The organism is Frigoribacterium sp. PhB24 (genome assembly GCF_003755185.1).
Taxonomy (GTDB): domain Bacteria; phylum Actinomycetota; class Actinomycetes; order Actinomycetales; family Microbacteriaceae; genus Frigoribacterium.
On sequence record NZ_RKIC01000010.1, the window covers coordinates 268,161 to 284,921 of the forward strand.

The following is a 16,761-nucleotide window of genomic DNA, read 5'->3' on the forward strand; positions in this document are numbered from 1 at the left end:
CGAAGGGTTCCACGTCAGAACAGCCGGCCGGTCTCGGGGCCCGACGGCTGCCCGGCCTCGAGCCCGAGCAGGAACCGTTTGCGGTCGAGCCCGCCGGCGTAGCCGACGAGGGCCCCTCCCGCGCCGACCACGCGGTGGCACGGAACGACGATGCTGAGCGGGTTCAGCCCGTTGGCGGCGCCGACCGCGCGGGCCAGGCCGACGCCGCCGAGCGCGGTCGCGAGCTGTCCGTAGCGACGGGTCTCGCCGAACGGGATGTCGCGCAGCAGGTCCCACACCCGTACCTGGAAGTCGTTGCCGCGCGGTGCCAGCGGGAGGTCGAAGGAGCGCCGCTCCCCGTCGAAGTACTCGCCGAGCTGGCGTTCGACCTCGGCGAAGTCGCTCAGCCCGACGCCGTCCCGCGAGATCGGGCCGAAGCCGGTCGGATCGGGCAGGTGGCGGTGCTCGTCGAAGTAGAGGCCGACGAGGCCCGTCTCGGCCCCGACGACGGTCAGCGGGCCGACGGGGGTGTCGACGGTGGTGTGGACGCTCACGGTGCCCTCCTGGCTCTCGGCGATGGTACTCACCCCGTAGACGCCCCAGGGCGTCGCGATGTGAGGTGACCGACCGAACCGGTCGGGGTGATCGGGACGGGCCGTCGAGAAGGTACCCTTGAACGCCCGGTCCGGGCACTCCACACTGTCGGGTGTGTGTGAGCGTCCGGGCCGGGTCTCTCGTCCCCAGGCCGGTCGGCCCTGTTCCCGATCGCCGCTCCGGCTAGTGCCGGGTGCGGAACTCGCTCTCGCCCACCGGGGGGATCTCGCTCACCTCGACGCGGTCGACCCGGGCGCCGCGGGGCCCCTGGCGCAGCCACTCGAGCAGCAGGCCCACCCGGTCGGGGCGCCCCTCGACCTCGACCTCGACCGTCCCGTCGGGCAGGTTGCGGACGAAGCCGCCGACCTCGAGTCGGTCCGCCTCGCCCTCGGTCGAGAAACGGAAACCCACGCCCTGCACCGATCCGTGCACGAGGGCCCGGCGTCTGATCACGTCGTCCATCGTTCGACCGTACCCGCGCCTCCTCGGTCTATCTGTCGACCGTCGACATGTCCGCGTAGCGGGCGCCCTTCGGGGCGGCGACGTCGTCGAGCTGGTGCATCTGCTCGGCGTCGAGCACCACGTCGTCGGCCGCGACGTTCTCGTCGAGGTAGGCGCGGCGCTTGGTGCCCGGGATCGGCACGATGCCCTCGCCCTTGGCGAGCAGCCACGCGAGCGCGACCTGCCCGGGTGTGGCGCCGACCGCGCGGGCGACCTCGTCGACCTGCTGCACGATGCGGACGTTGGCCTGCAGGTTGTCTCCCGAGAAGCGCGGCGCGAACCGGCGGAAGTCGTCCTCGGCGAGCTCGTCGACCGAGCGGATGGTGCCGGTGAGGAACCCGCGACCGAGCGGCGAGTAGGGCACGAAGCCGATGCCGAGCTCGCGGACGGTCGGCAGGATCTCGGCCTCGGGTTCACGGCTCCACAACGACCATTCGGTCTGCAGGGCGGTGATCGGGTGCGTGGCGTGGGCGCGGCGGATCGTCTCGGGGGCGGCCTCGGACAGCCCGAGGAACCTCACCTTGCCTGCCGTGACGAGCTCGCCCATCGCACCGACGGTCTCCTCGATCGGCACCTGGGGGTCGACCCGGTGCTGGTAGTAGAGGTCGATGTGGTCGATGCCGAGGCGCGTCAGCGAGCCGTCGACCGAGCGGCGCACGTACTCGGGCCGGCCGTCGACGGCGCGCTCGGCACGCGCCTCGGGGTCGGTCACGTTGCCGAACTTGGTCGCGACGACGGCCTGGTCGCGACGGCCCTTGAGGGCGCGCCCGAGCAGCTGTTCGTTCGTGTGCGGGCCGTACATGTCCGCCGTGTCGAGCAGGGTGACGCCGACGTCGAGCGCGCGGTGGATCACCCGGACCGACTCGTCGTCGTCGGTGCTGTTGCCGGTGTAGAAAGCGGACATGCCCATCAGGCCGAGGCCCAGGCGGCCGACGTCGAGTCCGCCGTCGACCTGGCCGAGTGTGGTGTTCTTCATGGCCCCGAGCCAACTCCTCCGCACCCCACGACGGCCCAGGCCCGGTGCGGGGCACGGTGGACGGAAGGAGGCGCGGTGCCCGTCGGACGGACACCGCGCCTCCTCGGCCCGCCGGGTTCAGGACCCGACGCTCGCCGCCGCCGTCAGCGGCGTCGCGCGCGGCGACGGACGACGGCCGAGCCGGTGACGAGCGCGAGGCCCAGGGCCAGGGCGGCGGCACCGAGGCCGAGGGGCAGGCCGGGCTGACTACCCGTGTAGGCGAGCGGTCGACCCGATCCACCCGTGGCCGAGCCGCCGGTGCCCGGACCGTCGGCCGCGGGCACGACCGGCGCCGGCGGGACGGTGGGGTCGGGGCTCGGCTCGGGGTCGGGCACGGGCGTCACGACGGGAGGCGCGGCGAGGGTGATCGTCGGCACGGTGCCGTCGGCGAAGGGGGCGGTGAAGGTGCCGACGACCTCGCCGTCCAGGACGACCCCGTAGTCCGTGCCGGGGACGAGGGCCTCGGCGCGGTAGACGCCGGCCGCGTCGGTGGTCGGGGTGGCGACGGGCTCGGGCTCGGCGGCGTCGGCCTCGATCACCTGCAGCTGCAGGGCCGCGGCGGGGGTGCCGTCGGCGTTCAGGACGGTGCCCTCGACGGTGACCGCGGCGGGCGCGGCGATCTGCACCGGCGGGATCGTCCCGCTCGTCGCGGGGGCGGTGATCGTGACGGCCGAGTCGACGTCCTCGTCCAGGACGACCTCGTACTGCTCACCCGGGGTCAGCCCGCCCGCCGTGAAGGAACCGCCCGCGCCGGTCTCGACGCTGGCGACCGGGGTGGTCTCGCCCACCGGCACGACGTCGACGGTCGACCCCGTCGCGGGAGCCGAGCCGTCGGGCTCGACGATGCTCGTCGTGACCTCGACGGTGACGGGCTCTGCGGGCAGAGTGATGGTGACCGGCTCACCCGGCGTGAGGGCGTTCGTCGAGCCGCCCGTGGTCACGTCGGTCACGACGTAGTCCTTGGCCGGGTCGAGCCCGGTGAAGGTCGCCTGCCCGGCCTCGTCGGTCGTGATCGTCTGCGAGGGGAAGGCGTCGCCCTCGGCGGCGATCGAGAGCTCACGATCGGGAACGGGGGCCGTGGTTCCGTCCGCCGCGGCCTGCACCAGCGTCACGGGCAGCGTCACCGCGACCGGAGCCGTCGCACCCGTGAACGCGACGTCGCGGACGACGTCGTCACCGTCGACGGTGACGGCCTGGGCGGGCACGTCGGCCGCGGCACCGGGCGTGGCGACGTCGACCGAGTAGTCCCGACCCGACACCAGGCCCGGGAACGCGTAGGCGCCCGTGGCGTCGGTGGTGGTCGTGCGGCTCTGGCCCGTCACGGTGTCGACCAGGGTGACCGTGGCGCCGGCGTACGCCTCACCGTCGGAGGTCGCGACGCCGCTCGCCGTGAACGTCTTGGTCACGAACCAGGTCTGGTACACGGGGAACCCGGAACGTTGCTGGTACGTGAAGGTCAGGGTCGAGAGCGGCACGGACGGGCTGAACCAGGCGGCGGCGCCCTCGGTGTCGGCCGCCGCCGCGTTGCCGGTCAGCACACCCGTGGTGGCGTTCCACGTAGGCACGTCGCGCGACCCGGCGGCGTCGCACGACGGCGACGGGCCGCCGGCCGCGGTACGGCAGTAGTTGTAGGTGCTCTGGAACCCGAGTGCGCCGACCGGCACGGCCGCGCCGGCGGCGTCGGTGGCCGACACGGTCACCTGGTCGGCGTCGACGTCGCCGAGCACGAACGACCAGTCGCTCGTGGGCGTCGCCCGGTCGAAGGTGTAGGTCGTTGCCGACGCCGCCGCGGCGGTCGGCGAGTCCTGGGTCGGGCGCAGGTTGAGATAGGGGCGGCCGCGGCTCGAGTCGTACTCGGCACCGACCGGGGTGCCCGTGCCCTGCCAGGTGCTCGACCCGCTGGGGATCGTCGCCTGGCGCGAGGTCGACGTGAACGTCGCCTGCGGGAAGTCGCCGGGCAGCGTCATCGTGCCCGTGTAGGCCCGTGCCGTCCCGTCGACGGCGAAGTCGGCCCAGCCGACCGTTCCCGGCCCGGCTGCCGAGGCGCTCGCCGCGCCCCCGAGCACCAGGGCACCGGCCATGACGACCGTCACCCCCGTCGCCGCCCACGCCCTGATGCGCTTGGTGACCATGTCGTCGTCCTTCCGGACCCACCCCTGACGAGGGCCACGAGGTCGAGGTTATGTCAGGTGTGGGTGTCTTGTCACACGGCCGATCGTCACGCGGCGCCGCGACGTGCCCGGGACGACGACGATGCGCCGCCTCGCGACCGGGACGACGAAGGGGCGCCGCCTCGCGACCGGGACACCCGGTGCGGAGGTCGGCGCCCCTTCGGGGACGTCTGGGGTCAGCGCTTCTTGACGTTCGAGACGATGTCCTCGGAGTGGCTGCCCGTCGCTCCCTTGGCCTTCTTGTCGGCGCGCTTCTCCTTCAAGGAGCGCACGGCAACCTTCGCGGTGCCTTTTTTCGCTGATTTCTCTGCCATGGTGGTGCCTCCGTCGCGGACCGAGATGATCCGGTCCGCCCGAGGCTACGGTGCCGCGGCCCCGGTGTCTGTAGCGACGACCATGTTCACGGCTCCTACACTGCCCAGTGGCCGGGTCCGCCTCGCCCGAGGTGTGTCCGCCCCGCACCCGATCGCCCGCGAACGCCCGCCCGACCCCGACGACATGCAGAGACGACAGGCACCGATGACCCCCGTCCCCACCTCGACCTCGGTCGCCCCGACGCGCAGCGAGCGCCTCGACGAGCTGCCGTTCACCTCGAAGCACCGCCGCCTGCTCGCCGGCTCGGGCATCGGCTGGGCCCTCGACGCGCTCGACGTCGGTCTGCTCTCGTTCGTCATCGCGCAGCTGATGACCGTGTGGAGCGACCAGGCCGGGCAGCTCGCCTGGGTCGCCTCGGCCGGGTTCGCGGGCATGGCGATCGGCGCGGCCGTCGGTGGCTCCCTGGCCGACCGCCTGGGCCGCAAGACCGTCTTCGCCTTGACGCTGCTGCTGTACGGGCTCGCCACCGGCCTCTCGGCCCTCTCCTGGTCGGTCGGCGTGCTGCTCGTCCTGCGCTTCGTCGTCGGACTCGGCCTGGGCTCCGAACTGCCGGTCGCCTCGACCCTCGTCAGCGAGTTCTCGCCGCGGCGCATCCGCGGTCGCGTGGTCGTCCTGCTCGAGGCGTTCTGGGCCGTGGGCTCGATCGGGGCGGCCCTCGTCGGCTACCTCGTGATCCCGACGAGCGACGACGGCTGGCGCTGGGCCCTGCTGATCGGCGCCGCCCCCGCGCTCTACGCCGTCTTCGTGCGGCTGAGGATGCCCGAGTCGGTGCGCTTCCTCGAATCGAAGGGTCGTCACGACGAGGCCGAGCGGACCGTCCGCGGTTTCGAGCAGGCCGCCGGCGTCGCCGCGCCGACCGTCGTCGCCGAGGAGGCGCGGGTCGTCGCAGAGCCCGCCCGCGCCTCCGTCGGTCGGTTGTTCGGTGCCGGGATGGCGCGCCGCACGGTCGCGATCTGGGTGGTCTGGTTCATGACGAACTTCTCGTACTACGGCGCCTTCGTCTGGCTGCCGTCCTTGCTCGTCGCGGCGGGGTTCCCGCTCGTGCGCTCGTTCGAGTACGTGCTGATCATCACCCTGGCGCAGCTGCCGGGGTACGCGGCCTCGGCCTGGCTGATCGAGACGTGGGGTCGCCGGGGGACGCTCGCGACCTTCTTGCTCGGGTCGGCCGTCGCGGCGGTGTTCTTCGGCTTCGGGGCGGTCAGCGGCAGCGTCGCCCAGATACTCGTCGCGGGCATGGCCCTGTCGTTCTTCAACCTCGGCGCGTGGGGCGCGCTCTACGCCGTGACGCCCGAGCTCTACCCGACGCCGCTCCGAGGCACGGGTGCGGGGTGGGCCGCGGGCGTCGGGCGCATCGCCTCGATCGCCGCCCCGTTGTCGGTTCCGCCGCTGATCGCCCTCGGCGGGCCGCCCACCCTGTTCGTCGTCTTCGGCGCGGTCTTCGTCGTGGGGGCCGTCGCCGCCACGATGCTGCCCGAGCTGCGCGGCACGCGGCTCGCCGAATGAGCGCGCGTCGCCGGTCGCGTCGTCGCCTCACGCCGCGTCGGCTGCTCGGGATCGTCGTGGTGCTGGTGGCCGGGGCCGTCCTCGTGGCGTTCCCGCGCCTCCTCGGCGACGGGTCGGGGGACGGCGGCCCGGGAGGCGCGGGTGCGGTTCCCGTGCCCACGAGCGTCCCGGCCGCGGCGGCCGAAGCCGTCGTCGAACGCGTGGTCGACGGTGACACGGTGATCGTCACCGTCGAAGGGGAGCGCGAGCGCATCCGCCTGATCGGCGTCGACACCCCCGAGGCCGTGAAGCCGGACGCCCCGGTCGACTGCTTCGGCCCCGAGGCCAGCGCCTTCACGACGGCCGCCCTGCCCGAGGGGTCGACGGTCTGGCTCGAGGACGACGCCTCGCAAGGTGACGCCGACCGCTACGACCGGTTGCTGCGCTACGTCTGGTCGCCCGACGGCACGATGCTCAACGAGCGGTTGGTCGCCGAGGGTTACGGGCGTGAGGACACCTACGACGACGCGTACCGCTACCGCGACCGGTTCGTCGCCGCCGAGGCGTCGGCCGAGCGGGCCGGCGCCGGGCTCTGGAACGCCTGCCGCTGACGGCCCGGTGCCGGCTGCGGCGGGTTCCCGTCATCGGCGGCGGGTCGGCGCCGACCCGCCGCCGATGACACCACCCCGCCGCAGCCCGCTCACCCGGCGGCTCGGCCACCAGAAGGCGTCACCGGTGAGGAAGACGAGCGCCGGCACGAGCACGGTGCGCACCACCAGGGTGTCGAGCAGCACGCCGAGGCAGACGATCACGCCGACCTGGGTCAGGGCCACGACCGGCAGCACGCCGAGGACGGCGAACACCGCGGCCAGCAGGACGCCGGCGCTCGTGATGACGGCTCCGGTCGACGCCAGGGCCCGCACCATGCCCTCGCGGGTGCCGTGCACGAGGCCCTCCTCGCGGGCCCTGGTGGTGAGGAAGATGTTGTAGTCCACCCCGAGTGCGACGAGGAACAAGAACGCGTAGAGCGTCACCGCCGTGTCGAGCGCGGGGAACCCCAGGACGTTCTGGAACAGCCAGGTCGAGGCCCCGAGGCTCGCGAAGAACGTGGCCAGCACCGAGGTGATGAGCAGCACGGGGGCCACGAGCGACCGCAGCAGCAGGGCCAGGACGGCGAACACGACCGCCAGGATGATCGGCGCGATCAGGTCGACGTCGGCCTGCGCGGCGACCTTCGTGTCGTAGGCGGCGGCGTCGCTGCCGCCGACCAGCGCGTCGGCGAGGCTGCCGCCGGCGTCGGCGTACCCGGCACGCAGGCGCTCGACGGTGGCGAACGCGGCGTCGCTCTCGGGCTCGGCGGTGAGTTGCAGGTCGACGCGGGTCAGGCCGCCGTCGGTCTCGCCGGGCGTCGCCGTGTCGACCCCGTCGGTGCCGGACGCGAGCGCCGTCGCCTCGTCGGCCACGGCCGACGGCACGAGCACGGTGGTGCGGCTCGTCAGCCCTGCCGTGAACGACTCGTCGATGACCTTCTGGGCGGTGACGGAGTCGGGCTCGCCGAGCAGCTGGTCGGTCTGCGAGAGGCCGACGGCGTATCCGCCGAGGCCGAGACAGAGGACGCCGATGCCCGCGACGGCGGTCACGGCCACGACGGCCGGACGGCGTCGGACGCCGCGCCCGAGACGGTCCCAGAAGCCGCGTCGCGGTGCCGCGGGGTGCGCCGCGCCTCCTGCGGACACTGCCGACGCTGCCGACGCCGCCGACGCGTCGGACGAGGAGGCGCGGGGCACGAAGGGCCAGAACAGCCCGCGACCGCAGACCACCAGCGCCGCGGGCAGGACCACGAGGGCGAACACGATCGCGACGGCGACGCCGACCGCGCAGGCGAGGCCGAGGGCACGGTTGCCCGAGAGCGACGCGAGCAGCAGCGTGAGCAGGCTCAGGACCACCGTGCCGCCACTGGCCGCGATGGCCGGTCCGGCGCTCGTCACGGCGGTGCGCATGGCGCGGTGCCGGTCGGGCCGCAGCAGCAGCTCCTCGCGGTAGCGCGCGACGAGCAGCAGGGCGTAGTTGGTCCCTGCACCGAACACGAGCACCGAGAGGATGCCCGAGATCGAGGCGTCGATCGAGATGCCGAGCGGCTCGGCGACGGCGGTGGCGACCCGGCCCGCCAGGGCGTCGGCGGTACCCACGACGGCCAGCGGCACGATCCACAGCACCGGGCTGCGGTAGGTGACGATCAACAGCACCGCCACGACGATCACCGTCACGAGCAGCAGGCGGAGGTCCGCGCCGGCGAAGGCGTTCGCGACGTCGTCCTGGAACCCGATGGGCCCGGTGAGAAGGGCGTCGAGCCCGGCGGGCAGGTCGGCCGAGGCCGCGTCCCGCAGGCTCGTGGCGGTGCCCGCGACGTCGGCGTCCGCCGTCGCGGCGTCGAGCGGAACCGCGACGAGCGCGACGGTGCCGTCGTCGCTGACCCGGGGCCTCACGGCCTGCGGCGTGGTCGAGAGTTCGGCGAGGACGCCGGCCCGGTCGTCGATCGCGGCGAGGTCGCGGGTGTCGAGTCGGTCGCCGCCGTGGCGGAAGACGACGATGCCCACGGTCGTGTCGGCGCCGGGGAACCGGCTCAGCAGGTCGGTGACCTGCGCCGACTGGCTCGTGTCGGGGACGCCCGACGGCGGGGCGGCGTCGCCCTCGCTCGCCGGGAGGACGGCGAAGAGGAGTGCGACGGCCACGGTGGTCGCGGCGAGCACGGCCCAGGCGGTGCGGTGGCCGCTGACGATGCGGGCGAGGGTGCGCATGCTGATCCTTCAGTGACTGAATGTCTTAGTAGCTAAGAGTATTGCAGATCACAAGAGCATCCACCAGACTCGTCACGCAGGAGGTTCCATGCCCACCCCGAGAGACCCGGGCCCCACGGCCCCGACGGCCCGTCCGCCGCGCTCGCCGCAGGCCGACGCGATCGTCACCCAGATGCAGAGGCTGACCACCGAGTCGCAGAAGGTCGCCCAGGCCTTCGCCTCGAGGCACGGCCTCGGTCACATCGACCTCGAGGCGCTGCTCCACGTCATGCAGGCCGAACGGGACGGTGATCCCGTGACGGCCGGCGGGCTCGGCGAGCTGCTGGGTGTCACGTCCGGGGCGGCCACGGGCGTCATCGACCGTCTCGAGAAGGTCGGACACGTCCAGCGCAGTCGTGACGCCGCGGACCGCCGTCGCGTGCTCGTCCGCTACTCCGATCGCGCCCGCGAGGTCGCCGGGGCGTTCTTCGGCCCCCTCGGGGTGATGAGCGACCGCGTGATGGCCGACTTCGACGAGGCGGAGCTCGCGACCGTCCGGCGGTTCCTCGAGGGCATGTCGGGCGCGATGGCCGAGCGGGCCCGCGAGGTGGGGCGTCCTGCCTGAGGCGACCCGCGCCTCCTCGGTGGCAGGCGGCTCCGACCGTCGGTGCCCGGCGGCTCCGACCGTCGGTGGCAGCGGGTAACGTCGTCGTGACCCCGGAAGGCAGGTGGCACGTGACCGACCACGTCTCGGCTCTCGACCTCTTCTCGATCGGCATCGGCCCGTCGAGCTCTCACACCGTCGGCCCGATGCGTGCCGCCCGCGAGTTCCTCCTCGGCGTCGAGCTCGACGGCCGGCTGACCGACGTCGCCCGGGTCGAGGCCGTGCTCTACGGCTCGCTCGCCGCGACCGGCCTCGGCCACGGCACCCCCTCGGCCGTGCTCGCCGGTCTCGCGGGCATGCAGCCCGAGACCTGCGACCCCGAGGTCGTCTCGGGCATGCAGCAGGCGGTCGAGCACGGCGGCGGCCTCCGATTGCTCCGTCGGCACCAGATCGCCTTCGCTCCCAACGACCTGCGCATGGCACCGCTGACGCGCATGCCGCGACACCCGAACGCCCTGAGCGTCGAGGCGTTCGACGTCGACGGCGCGAGCCTCGCCCGCGAGGTCTACTTCTCCGTCGGCGGGGGATTCGTCGTCCGCGACGGCGACGACGAGCAGGCCGTGCCGACCGCCGAGGCGCCGTTCGCCTTCTCCGACGCCGACGACCTGCTGCGCCTCTGCGACGCCGAGGGCGTGTCGATCGCCGAGCTCGCCTGGCGCAACGAGGTCGCGCTGCACGGCGAGGCCGCTGCCGCGTCGGGTCTCGACTCGCGATGGGCCGCCATGAGCGCCTGCGTCGACGCGGGTCTCGCGGCGACCGGCGTCCTGCCGGGCTGGATGAAAGTGCCGCGGCGCGCACGCCAGTTCGCGACGATGCTGCGTCAGCAGGACGAACGGGCCACCGCCTTCGCCCTCGGCGGTTCCGCGATCGACCAGGGTCGCGCCTCCTCGCTGCTGGCGTCCGACCTGCCGGCCCAGTGGCTGCAGGCCTACGCGATGGCGGTGAACGAAGAGAACGCGGGCGGCGGTCGCGTGGTCACGGCCCCGACGAACGGTGCCGCCGGTATCATCCCGGCCGTGGGTTACTACGCCATGCGGTTCCACGGAGCGACCGCCGACGAGCTGGCGCGCACCTACCTGCTCACGGCTGCCGCGATCGGGTCGCTCTACAAGCGCAACGCGTCGATCTCGGGGGCCGAGGCCGGGTGCCAGGGCGAGGTCGGCTCGGCCGCGTCGATGGCCGCGGGGGCGCTCACCGCGCTGCTCGGCGGGACGCCGCGCCAGGTCGAGAACGCCGCCGAGATCGCGATGGAGCACCACCTCGGGCTCACCTGCGACCCCGTCGGCGGTTTCGTGCAGGTCCCCTGCATCGAGCGCAACGCCATCGCGGCGGGCACGGCCGTCGCCGCGACCCGCATGGCCCTGCTGGGCGACGGCAGCCACGTGGTCAGCCTCGACACCGTCATCGAGACGATGCGCCAGACCGGCCGCGACATGAAAGACAGCTACAAAGAGACCAGCCGCGCCGGTCTCGCCGTCAACGTCATCGAGTGCTGAGCGCGGGCGGCGCCGTCGCACCAGGAGGCGCGGGTCGTGTCGCACCCCGCCGCTAGCCTCGTCGCATGACCCCGCCGCGCCGCCCCACGCCGTCCCGCCCCGCGACCCCGGGCGGCACCGACGTCCCGCGGCTCGACCCCGTCGACCCACAGGGGCTCGTCGACCTCGGCACCGACCTGCTGGGTCCGCGCGACAGCCGTGAGCTCGAGCGCTACGTCCGCGCCGACCTGACCGACCGCGACCTCGAGGGGGCCGAGTTCACCGAGTGCGTCTTCGAGTCGCCCCGGCTCGGGTCGGCCCGCCTGCGCGGCGCCCGGCTGGTCGAGTCGGTGCTGACCGACTCGTTCGCGCCCGAGCTCGCCGCGTCGCGAAGCACCTGGCGCGACGTCCGCATCGAGCGGCCCCGGTGGGGGTCGGCCGAGCTGTTCGACGCCGAGCTGCGCTCGGTGCACCTGGTCGGCGGCAAGATCGACTTCCTCAACCTGCGGGGGGCTCGTCTCACCGACGTCGTGATCGAGGGCTGCACGATCGGCGAGCTCGACCTCGGCGGTGTGCAGGCCCTGCGGGTCGCGCTGGTCGACTGCCGCATCGGCACGCTCGACGTGGCCCGCGCCTCCTTGTCGCACACCGACCTCCGCACGAGCGACTTCTCGCGCATCGACGGCTTCGAGGGCCTGCGGGGCGCGACGATCGACGAGCTGCAGCTCGCGACCTTCGCCCCGACGATGGCGGCCCACCTGGGGCTCGTCGTCGGCTGAGGGCGGTTGCCGGGCTGCCGTTCCTCGTCGCCACGGGCGCGAACGACGAACATCGTCCGATGGGCGGTCGTTCATCGGGACACTTCTTCGGACCCGTTCCGCCGGCTGAGGTCACGTGGCGCCTGGCCTGCGGATTCGAGTATGCCTGTCCCGCAAATGTGCTCGGTGAAAGGGGGGCGGGGTCTAGACGCGACAGGCATTCGGGCTCATCGGATGCGCCCAGATGTCGACCTCGCGACAGGCTCTCGCAGCACAGCGCGATGTTCTTGTAGCGCTCGGTGTTGACGATGAGCACGTGCATGTCAAACATGGCTTGTCGGGTACGACTTGAGCTAGGCCAGGCCTCCGCGAGGCCCTCGACGCGTGCCGTGCCGGCGACGTCCTCGTCGTCACGAAACTCGACTGTCTCGTCCGCGATCGCTGCGAGATGCAACAGCGATCGCGGACGAGCTCACGGATGAGGCGTCGCGCTGAAACTCGGGGGAGCGGTCTACGACCCCACCGACCCGGTCGGCTCTTGTTCAACGTCCTCGGCAGTGTGGCCGAGTTCGAGGCCGACCTCATTCGTGCCCGGACCCTCGAGGGCATAGCTATCGCCAAGGCCGCCAGCAAGCTCCGAGGCCCGAAGCCCAAGCTCGCCGCCTCCCAGGACAAGCACCTCGTGCAGCTGCACCGCACCGGCACCCACACCACCAACGAGATCACTGAAATCTTCGCCGTCGCCCGCCATCTCTGACACGTGCCACTTGCCGTAGTCGCCATGGAGAAAGCGTCCGTAGAGCTGGGCCATCAAGAGCTCGTCATTCATGTAAATCTTCGAATTGTCACCAAAAACGCTGCCGATACCGTCTTCCATGACGGCGACGTTCTTGACCATGAGGTCCCATTCTTCAGCTAGCTGCGCTTCGTCAGTGGTGCAGTCGCGTGCTGACCGGACAACCTGCGCCAGAAACAGCCGGTCGCCCGACTGAAAGTACTTACGGAGGAGTAAGGCGTGCATCACGACCCTCCAGCGGGCTTCCTCCTCGACGTGCCCGAAAAGATTGACGGAGCGACCGATCGGCATGACCGCGTCTAGGCGTTCATAGTCTGCGACGGTCGAGAGGAAGTGTCGGACGCGGTCGCTTGCTGTCGGATGATCGCTGGACCCCATGCAGACACCCTCTCGTCTAGGTGATCCTTCGGTTAATGGCACAGCAACTCGGCACATGCCCTTGCGGTGGTCACTCAACGAGATCTGTTCCAAGCTGACCTATTGAGACATCTCGCGACCCGCAGGTACAAGAGAGTGACTGACCCGCGGGGTCGTTCGGTGACCGTTCGGCTACCGCACCCCTTGGTCTCGGCAGCCCTGCTTACTGGGCTCGGGGATGAGGGCGTGATGCCGGTTCTATACTCCTGGTCGCGTTCGAGCATCTACCTCATCTGCCCGGAAGGCGATGCCGCGAAGTATCAACACCGCATGAGTCAAAGCATGGACTCCTTCAGCTTCAAGTGGGAAGCCGTTGTTTTGCCGGTAATCGGCTGCTCCATCGGGCAACACCTCGTATGTGTCGATCTCCGTAGTCGACGAGCCAGTCGCCGCACAGCCGAGGACGAACCCATCGGCTGTTCCACCATGGCCCTTCCGTGGAGTAGATGTAGGTCCTCACTCGCGTGGTCGCTCACAGCGACCGGGTTCATGGTGTCTTCGTCGAAGAATCTTCCTGCGCGGTCAAGGCGTCGCGGCCGTCTTGCGTTAGTGGAGTCAGGCCGAGGAGGTTGACTACAAGGAGTAGGCCGCCGACGGTGGCAAGGCTTGGCGATGAGGAGAAGATTACCGTCGTGAGGCCGGCTGTACTGGCCCCGGCGAGTGGGCCCGCAAGAGCGATCAGACGTTTATGGCCTCCCTTAGTTGCCGCGTAGGTCACCGCGCAGGTGCTCCAGCCGACGAGGAGAGCGCCGGATGCGCCTCCGAGGTAGCGACGAACTGCGATCCAGTGTCCGGTCTCGTGGGCTGCGATGACCAGGAGGACAAGGAGTGGGGCGGCGGCAAATTCGAGAGTTGTCGTCAAATCTGCGCCGAGGCTGGTCAGAGCGAGCGCTGCCAGGAGGCTGATGGTGGCTACGGCGGCGCCCCACGTGCGAGACACACCGCGGAGGGCATGGGCCAGTAGCCACCGAGATCCGGGTGGTGCGAGGGTGCGGCGGAGTTTGCCCCATCGATGCACTTGGTGGCGCGTGGCAGTATTTCGAACGTCAGCCCTGTCCATGACTCTCAGGCGCGTAGCGCAATCCGCGCGAGCGAGTCCGTTGATGAGCAGGAAGGCTGAGGCGACAGCCTCGAGCTCGTGCGGGGACTGGGCGTCTGAGGTGATTTGCTCGTCGGTTCCTGTCGCCGGGTCTGTGATGCGCGCTGTCCCTCCGGAAGATGACACACGCACTCCGTCGTGGAGTGTCACCGGTAGGTCGATCATGCGGTGATGGATCGGTTGCGTCGGATGCGCACCAACGCCGGAACGGCGACGGTCCAGATTGCTGCGGCTACCAGCAAAACGATCGTTCGAGCGGAATCGGTGGCGAAGGTGGAAGCGAGGGCCAGGGGTGCGATGGTCAGGGCGACGGCCTCGAGAAAGGCTATGACGGGGGCGCCGGGCATCTCCAGATCGGCCGGGAAGTGAACTCCCGCGAGGAGGCATGCAGCTGAAGCGAGCGCGGTGCAGGCAAGAACAGTTGTCCAGGGCACCGCGGCGAGGTGCCCGAGCGCGGCGCCTACTCCAGTGACTGCCAGGAGAAGCATCCCCGCCAGCATCGCGGTCGTGCCCAGTTTGATGACGCCCCACATGGCGGAGCTCTCACGTCGGATCGAGGTGCGTAGCCAGAGAGCCCGCCGATTCGTGCCGTAGGTGATGAGGCAGACCGACGACGGCACAGCCACCATCAGAAGGAACATGACCGTTGCCCACGCTGGGGATGCCGGGGGGGTGACCAGAACTGTGGCTACAACGGCAATCCCCATCAAGGTCACCGTGGAGGCGAAAAGCGGGTTCCGCACGCTCTGCACGACGTCAGCAAGAGCGGAGCTGAGATGTGTTCGCGAGGGCGTCGGGAACCATCGCACGACTGCGGCGGCATGCTCGGGTGGCGCGAGCCGTCCGATGACACACAGCGCACTTGCTGCGGTCCCCAGAACAACCACAACCAACACCACTGCTGTCCATGATTTATTGGCAGCATCTGCCAGCGGGAGGGCGCTCACCCATTCTTCTCGGGACCACCTGGCGTACACGCCCGCTGAGGCGGCGAGGGCGACACCTGCGGAGATGCTGGTGGCGATCGTCCGGGGAATTCCCAACCGGCAGAAAAGAGCTTCCGCTGCCTTGATTAGTGCAGCGAGGATGACGGTGCCGGCTGCAGAACCGAGGACCGCGCCCGCCACAAGAGCAGGGCCAAGTCGCGATCCGCTGAGGTGAACACTGGACGCAATCACAGGCGACATGACCAGAGGCGCAAACACTGTCGCGATCGCGATCGGAGTCGCAAGCTGGCCCAGCAACCAGCTCCCAGGTCGCAACGGTGTTGCGGCGAGCATCGGTGCGAGCTCGCGTGGCGCTGGGCTGAGAACGAGGAGGACTGTGATCGTGCATCCCGACGCGAGGGCCGTTCCGGCGATGATCTCACCCAGAATTTGCAGTTGGACTGGCTCTGGAATCGTTACCGAACCAGCGCCGGCGGTGAGGACGGCTATGACTTGCCAGGCGATGACACCGACTGCGGTGACAGCGAGGAGCACCTGAGAGAGGGTGCGTGAGCCGGTGACGCTTCGAGAGAGGTCACCGAACCAGATGCCACAGATCAATCGGGCGACGCCCAGCGAATCGCGAATCACAGCTGGTCGAGCTGCCTCGTGTTGATGCGTCGGCGCGCATGCATCCGGAAAGCCATCAAGCTCGCCGCGGTGAATCCGGCAGTGATGGTCACGAACCAGATGGCGCTGCCGGGGGAGATGAATTGGGTCGACGCAAGGTCGGCACCGTCACCGGCGGTAGCGGTGACGAGACCGGGGACACCCGCTGTCGAGTTCGTCGCCACAGCGAGAGCCGTAACGGCCATGGCGGAGACAACGACGATGAAAGCCGCAGCGATAGCCGAGCCAAAGACGGTGAGAGTGATACGGAGTGCGGTCATAGTGTGAGTTACCTTTCAGCGCGAATGAGATCTCTGAATCGCTGCGTGTCCCGAGTCGGAGCGTGGAGTCCAGTTGTCGTGAGGAAGAACTCCTCGAGGTCAGGCATGCCCGAATTGCGAACGAGCTCGCTGGGGGACCCATCCGCCACGCTGATTCCGTCGTGCATGATCACGACGCGCTCGAACCAGTGCTCCGCGGCGAGGATGTCGTGGGTGGCGACGAGTACCGCTGTTCCTTCCGCTCGGAGCGCATCGATAAATGCCCGAATGGTTCGCACCGCGTGCGGGTCGAGGCCCCGGAAGGGTTCGTCCATAACAAGGAGGCCAGGTGAATGGGCCGCAGCGCCCACAACTTGAAGCTTCTTTTTAGTGCCGTGAGACATGTCAGCGATGAACTTGGACAAATGCGGCTCGAGTCCCAAGGCGTCGATCAAGGCATCGTCAAGCCCGGAGCGGCCGACCCGCCGGAGTCGTCGGAGGTGAGCCAGGTACTCCGCCCCGGTCAGCGAGAGGGGGATCGGGAGTTCGTCTGGGACAAACCCCAGATCCTTCTTCGCTTCGGCCGTCTGATGCGGGTTGCCTTGGATGAAGACCGTTCCCGCATCGAACTGGTGAAGGCCGACGATGCCATGAACGAGAGTTGACTTACCGCTCCCATTCGGGCCGAGGAGGGCCAGGAGATCCCCGGGGTCGACCGTGAGGTCGACCCCGAAGACTCCGGCGCCGCCTGCGTAGCGCTTCGTGCACTGTTGCGCAGAGAGCGCAGGACCGGTGCGAGACAT

The 16,761-nt window shown here is 70.5% G+C and carries 14 protein-coding genes and 1 pseudogene; 6 read left to right on the plus strand and 9 right to left on the minus strand.

Features of this window, described 5'->3' with window-relative positions:
* Positions 1–14: 14 nt before the first annotated feature.
* The 5 genes from EDF50_RS06040 to EDF50_RS16800 all read right to left on the minus strand — a co-directional run bounded on the left by EDF50_RS06040 (position 15) and on the right by EDF50_RS16800 (position 4,574).
* On the minus strand, positions 15–533 hold the full coding sequence (locus EDF50_RS06040; RefSeq protein WP_123518975.1) for a methylated-DNA--[protein]-cysteine S-methyltransferase: 519 nt from the start codon (positions 531–533) through the stop codon (positions 15–17).
* 223 nt (positions 534–756) lie between these two features.
* Positions 757–1,035, minus strand: a complete 279-nt coding sequence (locus EDF50_RS06045) for an acylphosphatase (RefSeq protein ID WP_123518672.1) — start codon at positions 1,033–1,035, stop codon at positions 757–759.
* A 28-nt stretch (positions 1,036–1,063) separates the two neighbouring features.
* Positions 1,064–2,050 carry an aldo/keto reductase gene (locus EDF50_RS06050; RefSeq protein WP_123518673.1) on the minus strand — a complete coding sequence of 329 codons (987 nt, stop codon included), beginning with the start codon at positions 2,048–2,050 and terminating at the stop codon, positions 1,064–1,066.
* Positions 2,051–2,193: 143 nt separating this feature from the next.
* Positions 2,194–4,221, minus strand: coding sequence for a carboxypeptidase-like regulatory domain-containing protein (locus tag EDF50_RS06055; protein ID WP_123518674.1), 2,028 nt, complete (start codon positions 4,219–4,221; stop codon positions 2,194–2,196).
* A 215-nt stretch (positions 4,222–4,436) separates the two neighbouring features.
* A complete protein-coding gene (locus EDF50_RS16800; RefSeq protein WP_199738651.1) occupies positions 4,437–4,574 on the minus strand; it encodes a hypothetical protein in 138 nt (45 codons plus the stop codon).
* 205 nt (positions 4,575–4,779) lie between these two features.
* On the opposite strand from EDF50_RS16800, the gene EDF50_RS06060 reads away from it, so the two are divergent.
* Positions 4,780–6,138: an MFS transporter gene (locus EDF50_RS06060; RefSeq protein ID WP_123518976.1), complete on the plus strand. Its 1,359-nt coding sequence runs from the start codon at positions 4,780–4,782 to the stop codon at positions 6,136–6,138.
* Complete coding sequence (locus tag EDF50_RS06065; RefSeq protein WP_123518675.1) at positions 6,135–6,728, plus strand: thermonuclease family protein; 594 nt, start codon at positions 6,135–6,137, stop codon at positions 6,726–6,728. Before EDF50_RS06060 ends, EDF50_RS06065 begins: the two co-directional genes overlap by 4 nt.
* A 30-nt stretch (positions 6,729–6,758) precedes the next feature.
* On the opposite strand, the gene EDF50_RS06070 is transcribed toward EDF50_RS06065, so the two are convergent.
* Positions 6,759–8,915, minus strand: coding sequence for an MMPL family transporter (locus tag EDF50_RS06070; RefSeq protein WP_123518676.1), 2,157 nt, complete (start codon positions 8,913–8,915; stop codon positions 6,759–6,761).
* An 88-nt stretch (positions 8,916–9,003) separates the two neighbouring features.
* Between EDF50_RS06070 and EDF50_RS06075 the strand changes: the two genes are divergently transcribed.
* The 4 genes and pseudogenes from EDF50_RS06075 to EDF50_RS06095 all read left to right on the plus strand — a co-directional run.
* On the plus strand, positions 9,004–9,519 hold the full coding sequence (locus EDF50_RS06075) for a MarR family winged helix-turn-helix transcriptional regulator (RefSeq protein ID WP_123518677.1): 516 nt from the start codon (positions 9,004–9,006) through the stop codon (positions 9,517–9,519).
* A 110-nt stretch (positions 9,520–9,629) separates the two neighbouring features.
* The gene (locus EDF50_RS06080; protein ID WP_123518678.1) at positions 9,630–11,054 is read left to right on the plus strand and encodes an L-serine ammonia-lyase; all 1,425 of its coding nucleotides are present in this window, start codon (positions 9,630–9,632) and stop codon (positions 11,052–11,054) included.
* A gap of 65 nt (positions 11,055–11,119) precedes the next feature.
* A complete protein-coding gene (locus tag EDF50_RS06085) occupies positions 11,120–11,812 on the plus strand; it encodes a pentapeptide repeat-containing protein (protein ID WP_123518679.1) in 693 nt (230 codons plus the stop codon).
* Between the two features lie 394 nt (positions 11,813–12,206).
* Positions 12,207–12,548, plus strand: a pseudogene (locus tag EDF50_RS06095) (recombinase family protein); the annotation flags it as partial.
* 1,716 nt (positions 12,549–14,264) lie between these two features.
* Here EDF50_RS06095 and EDF50_RS16420 read toward each other — a convergent pair.
* From EDF50_RS16420 to EDF50_RS06110, 3 genes are all read right to left on the minus strand, one after another.
* Complete coding sequence (locus tag EDF50_RS16420) at positions 14,265–15,584, minus strand: hypothetical protein (protein ID WP_148076772.1); 1,320 nt, start codon at positions 15,582–15,584, stop codon at positions 14,265–14,267.
* 92 nt (positions 15,585–15,676) lie between these two features.
* Positions 15,677–15,979: a hypothetical protein gene (locus EDF50_RS06105; RefSeq protein WP_123518681.1), complete on the minus strand. Its 303-nt coding sequence runs from the start codon at positions 15,977–15,979 to the stop codon at positions 15,677–15,679.
* Between the two features lie 8 nt (positions 15,980–15,987).
* Positions 15,988–16,761 (minus strand): ABC transporter ATP-binding protein, encoded by a 774-nt coding sequence (locus EDF50_RS06110; protein ID WP_123518682.1) that lies wholly within the window; start codon positions 16,759–16,761, stop codon positions 15,988–15,990.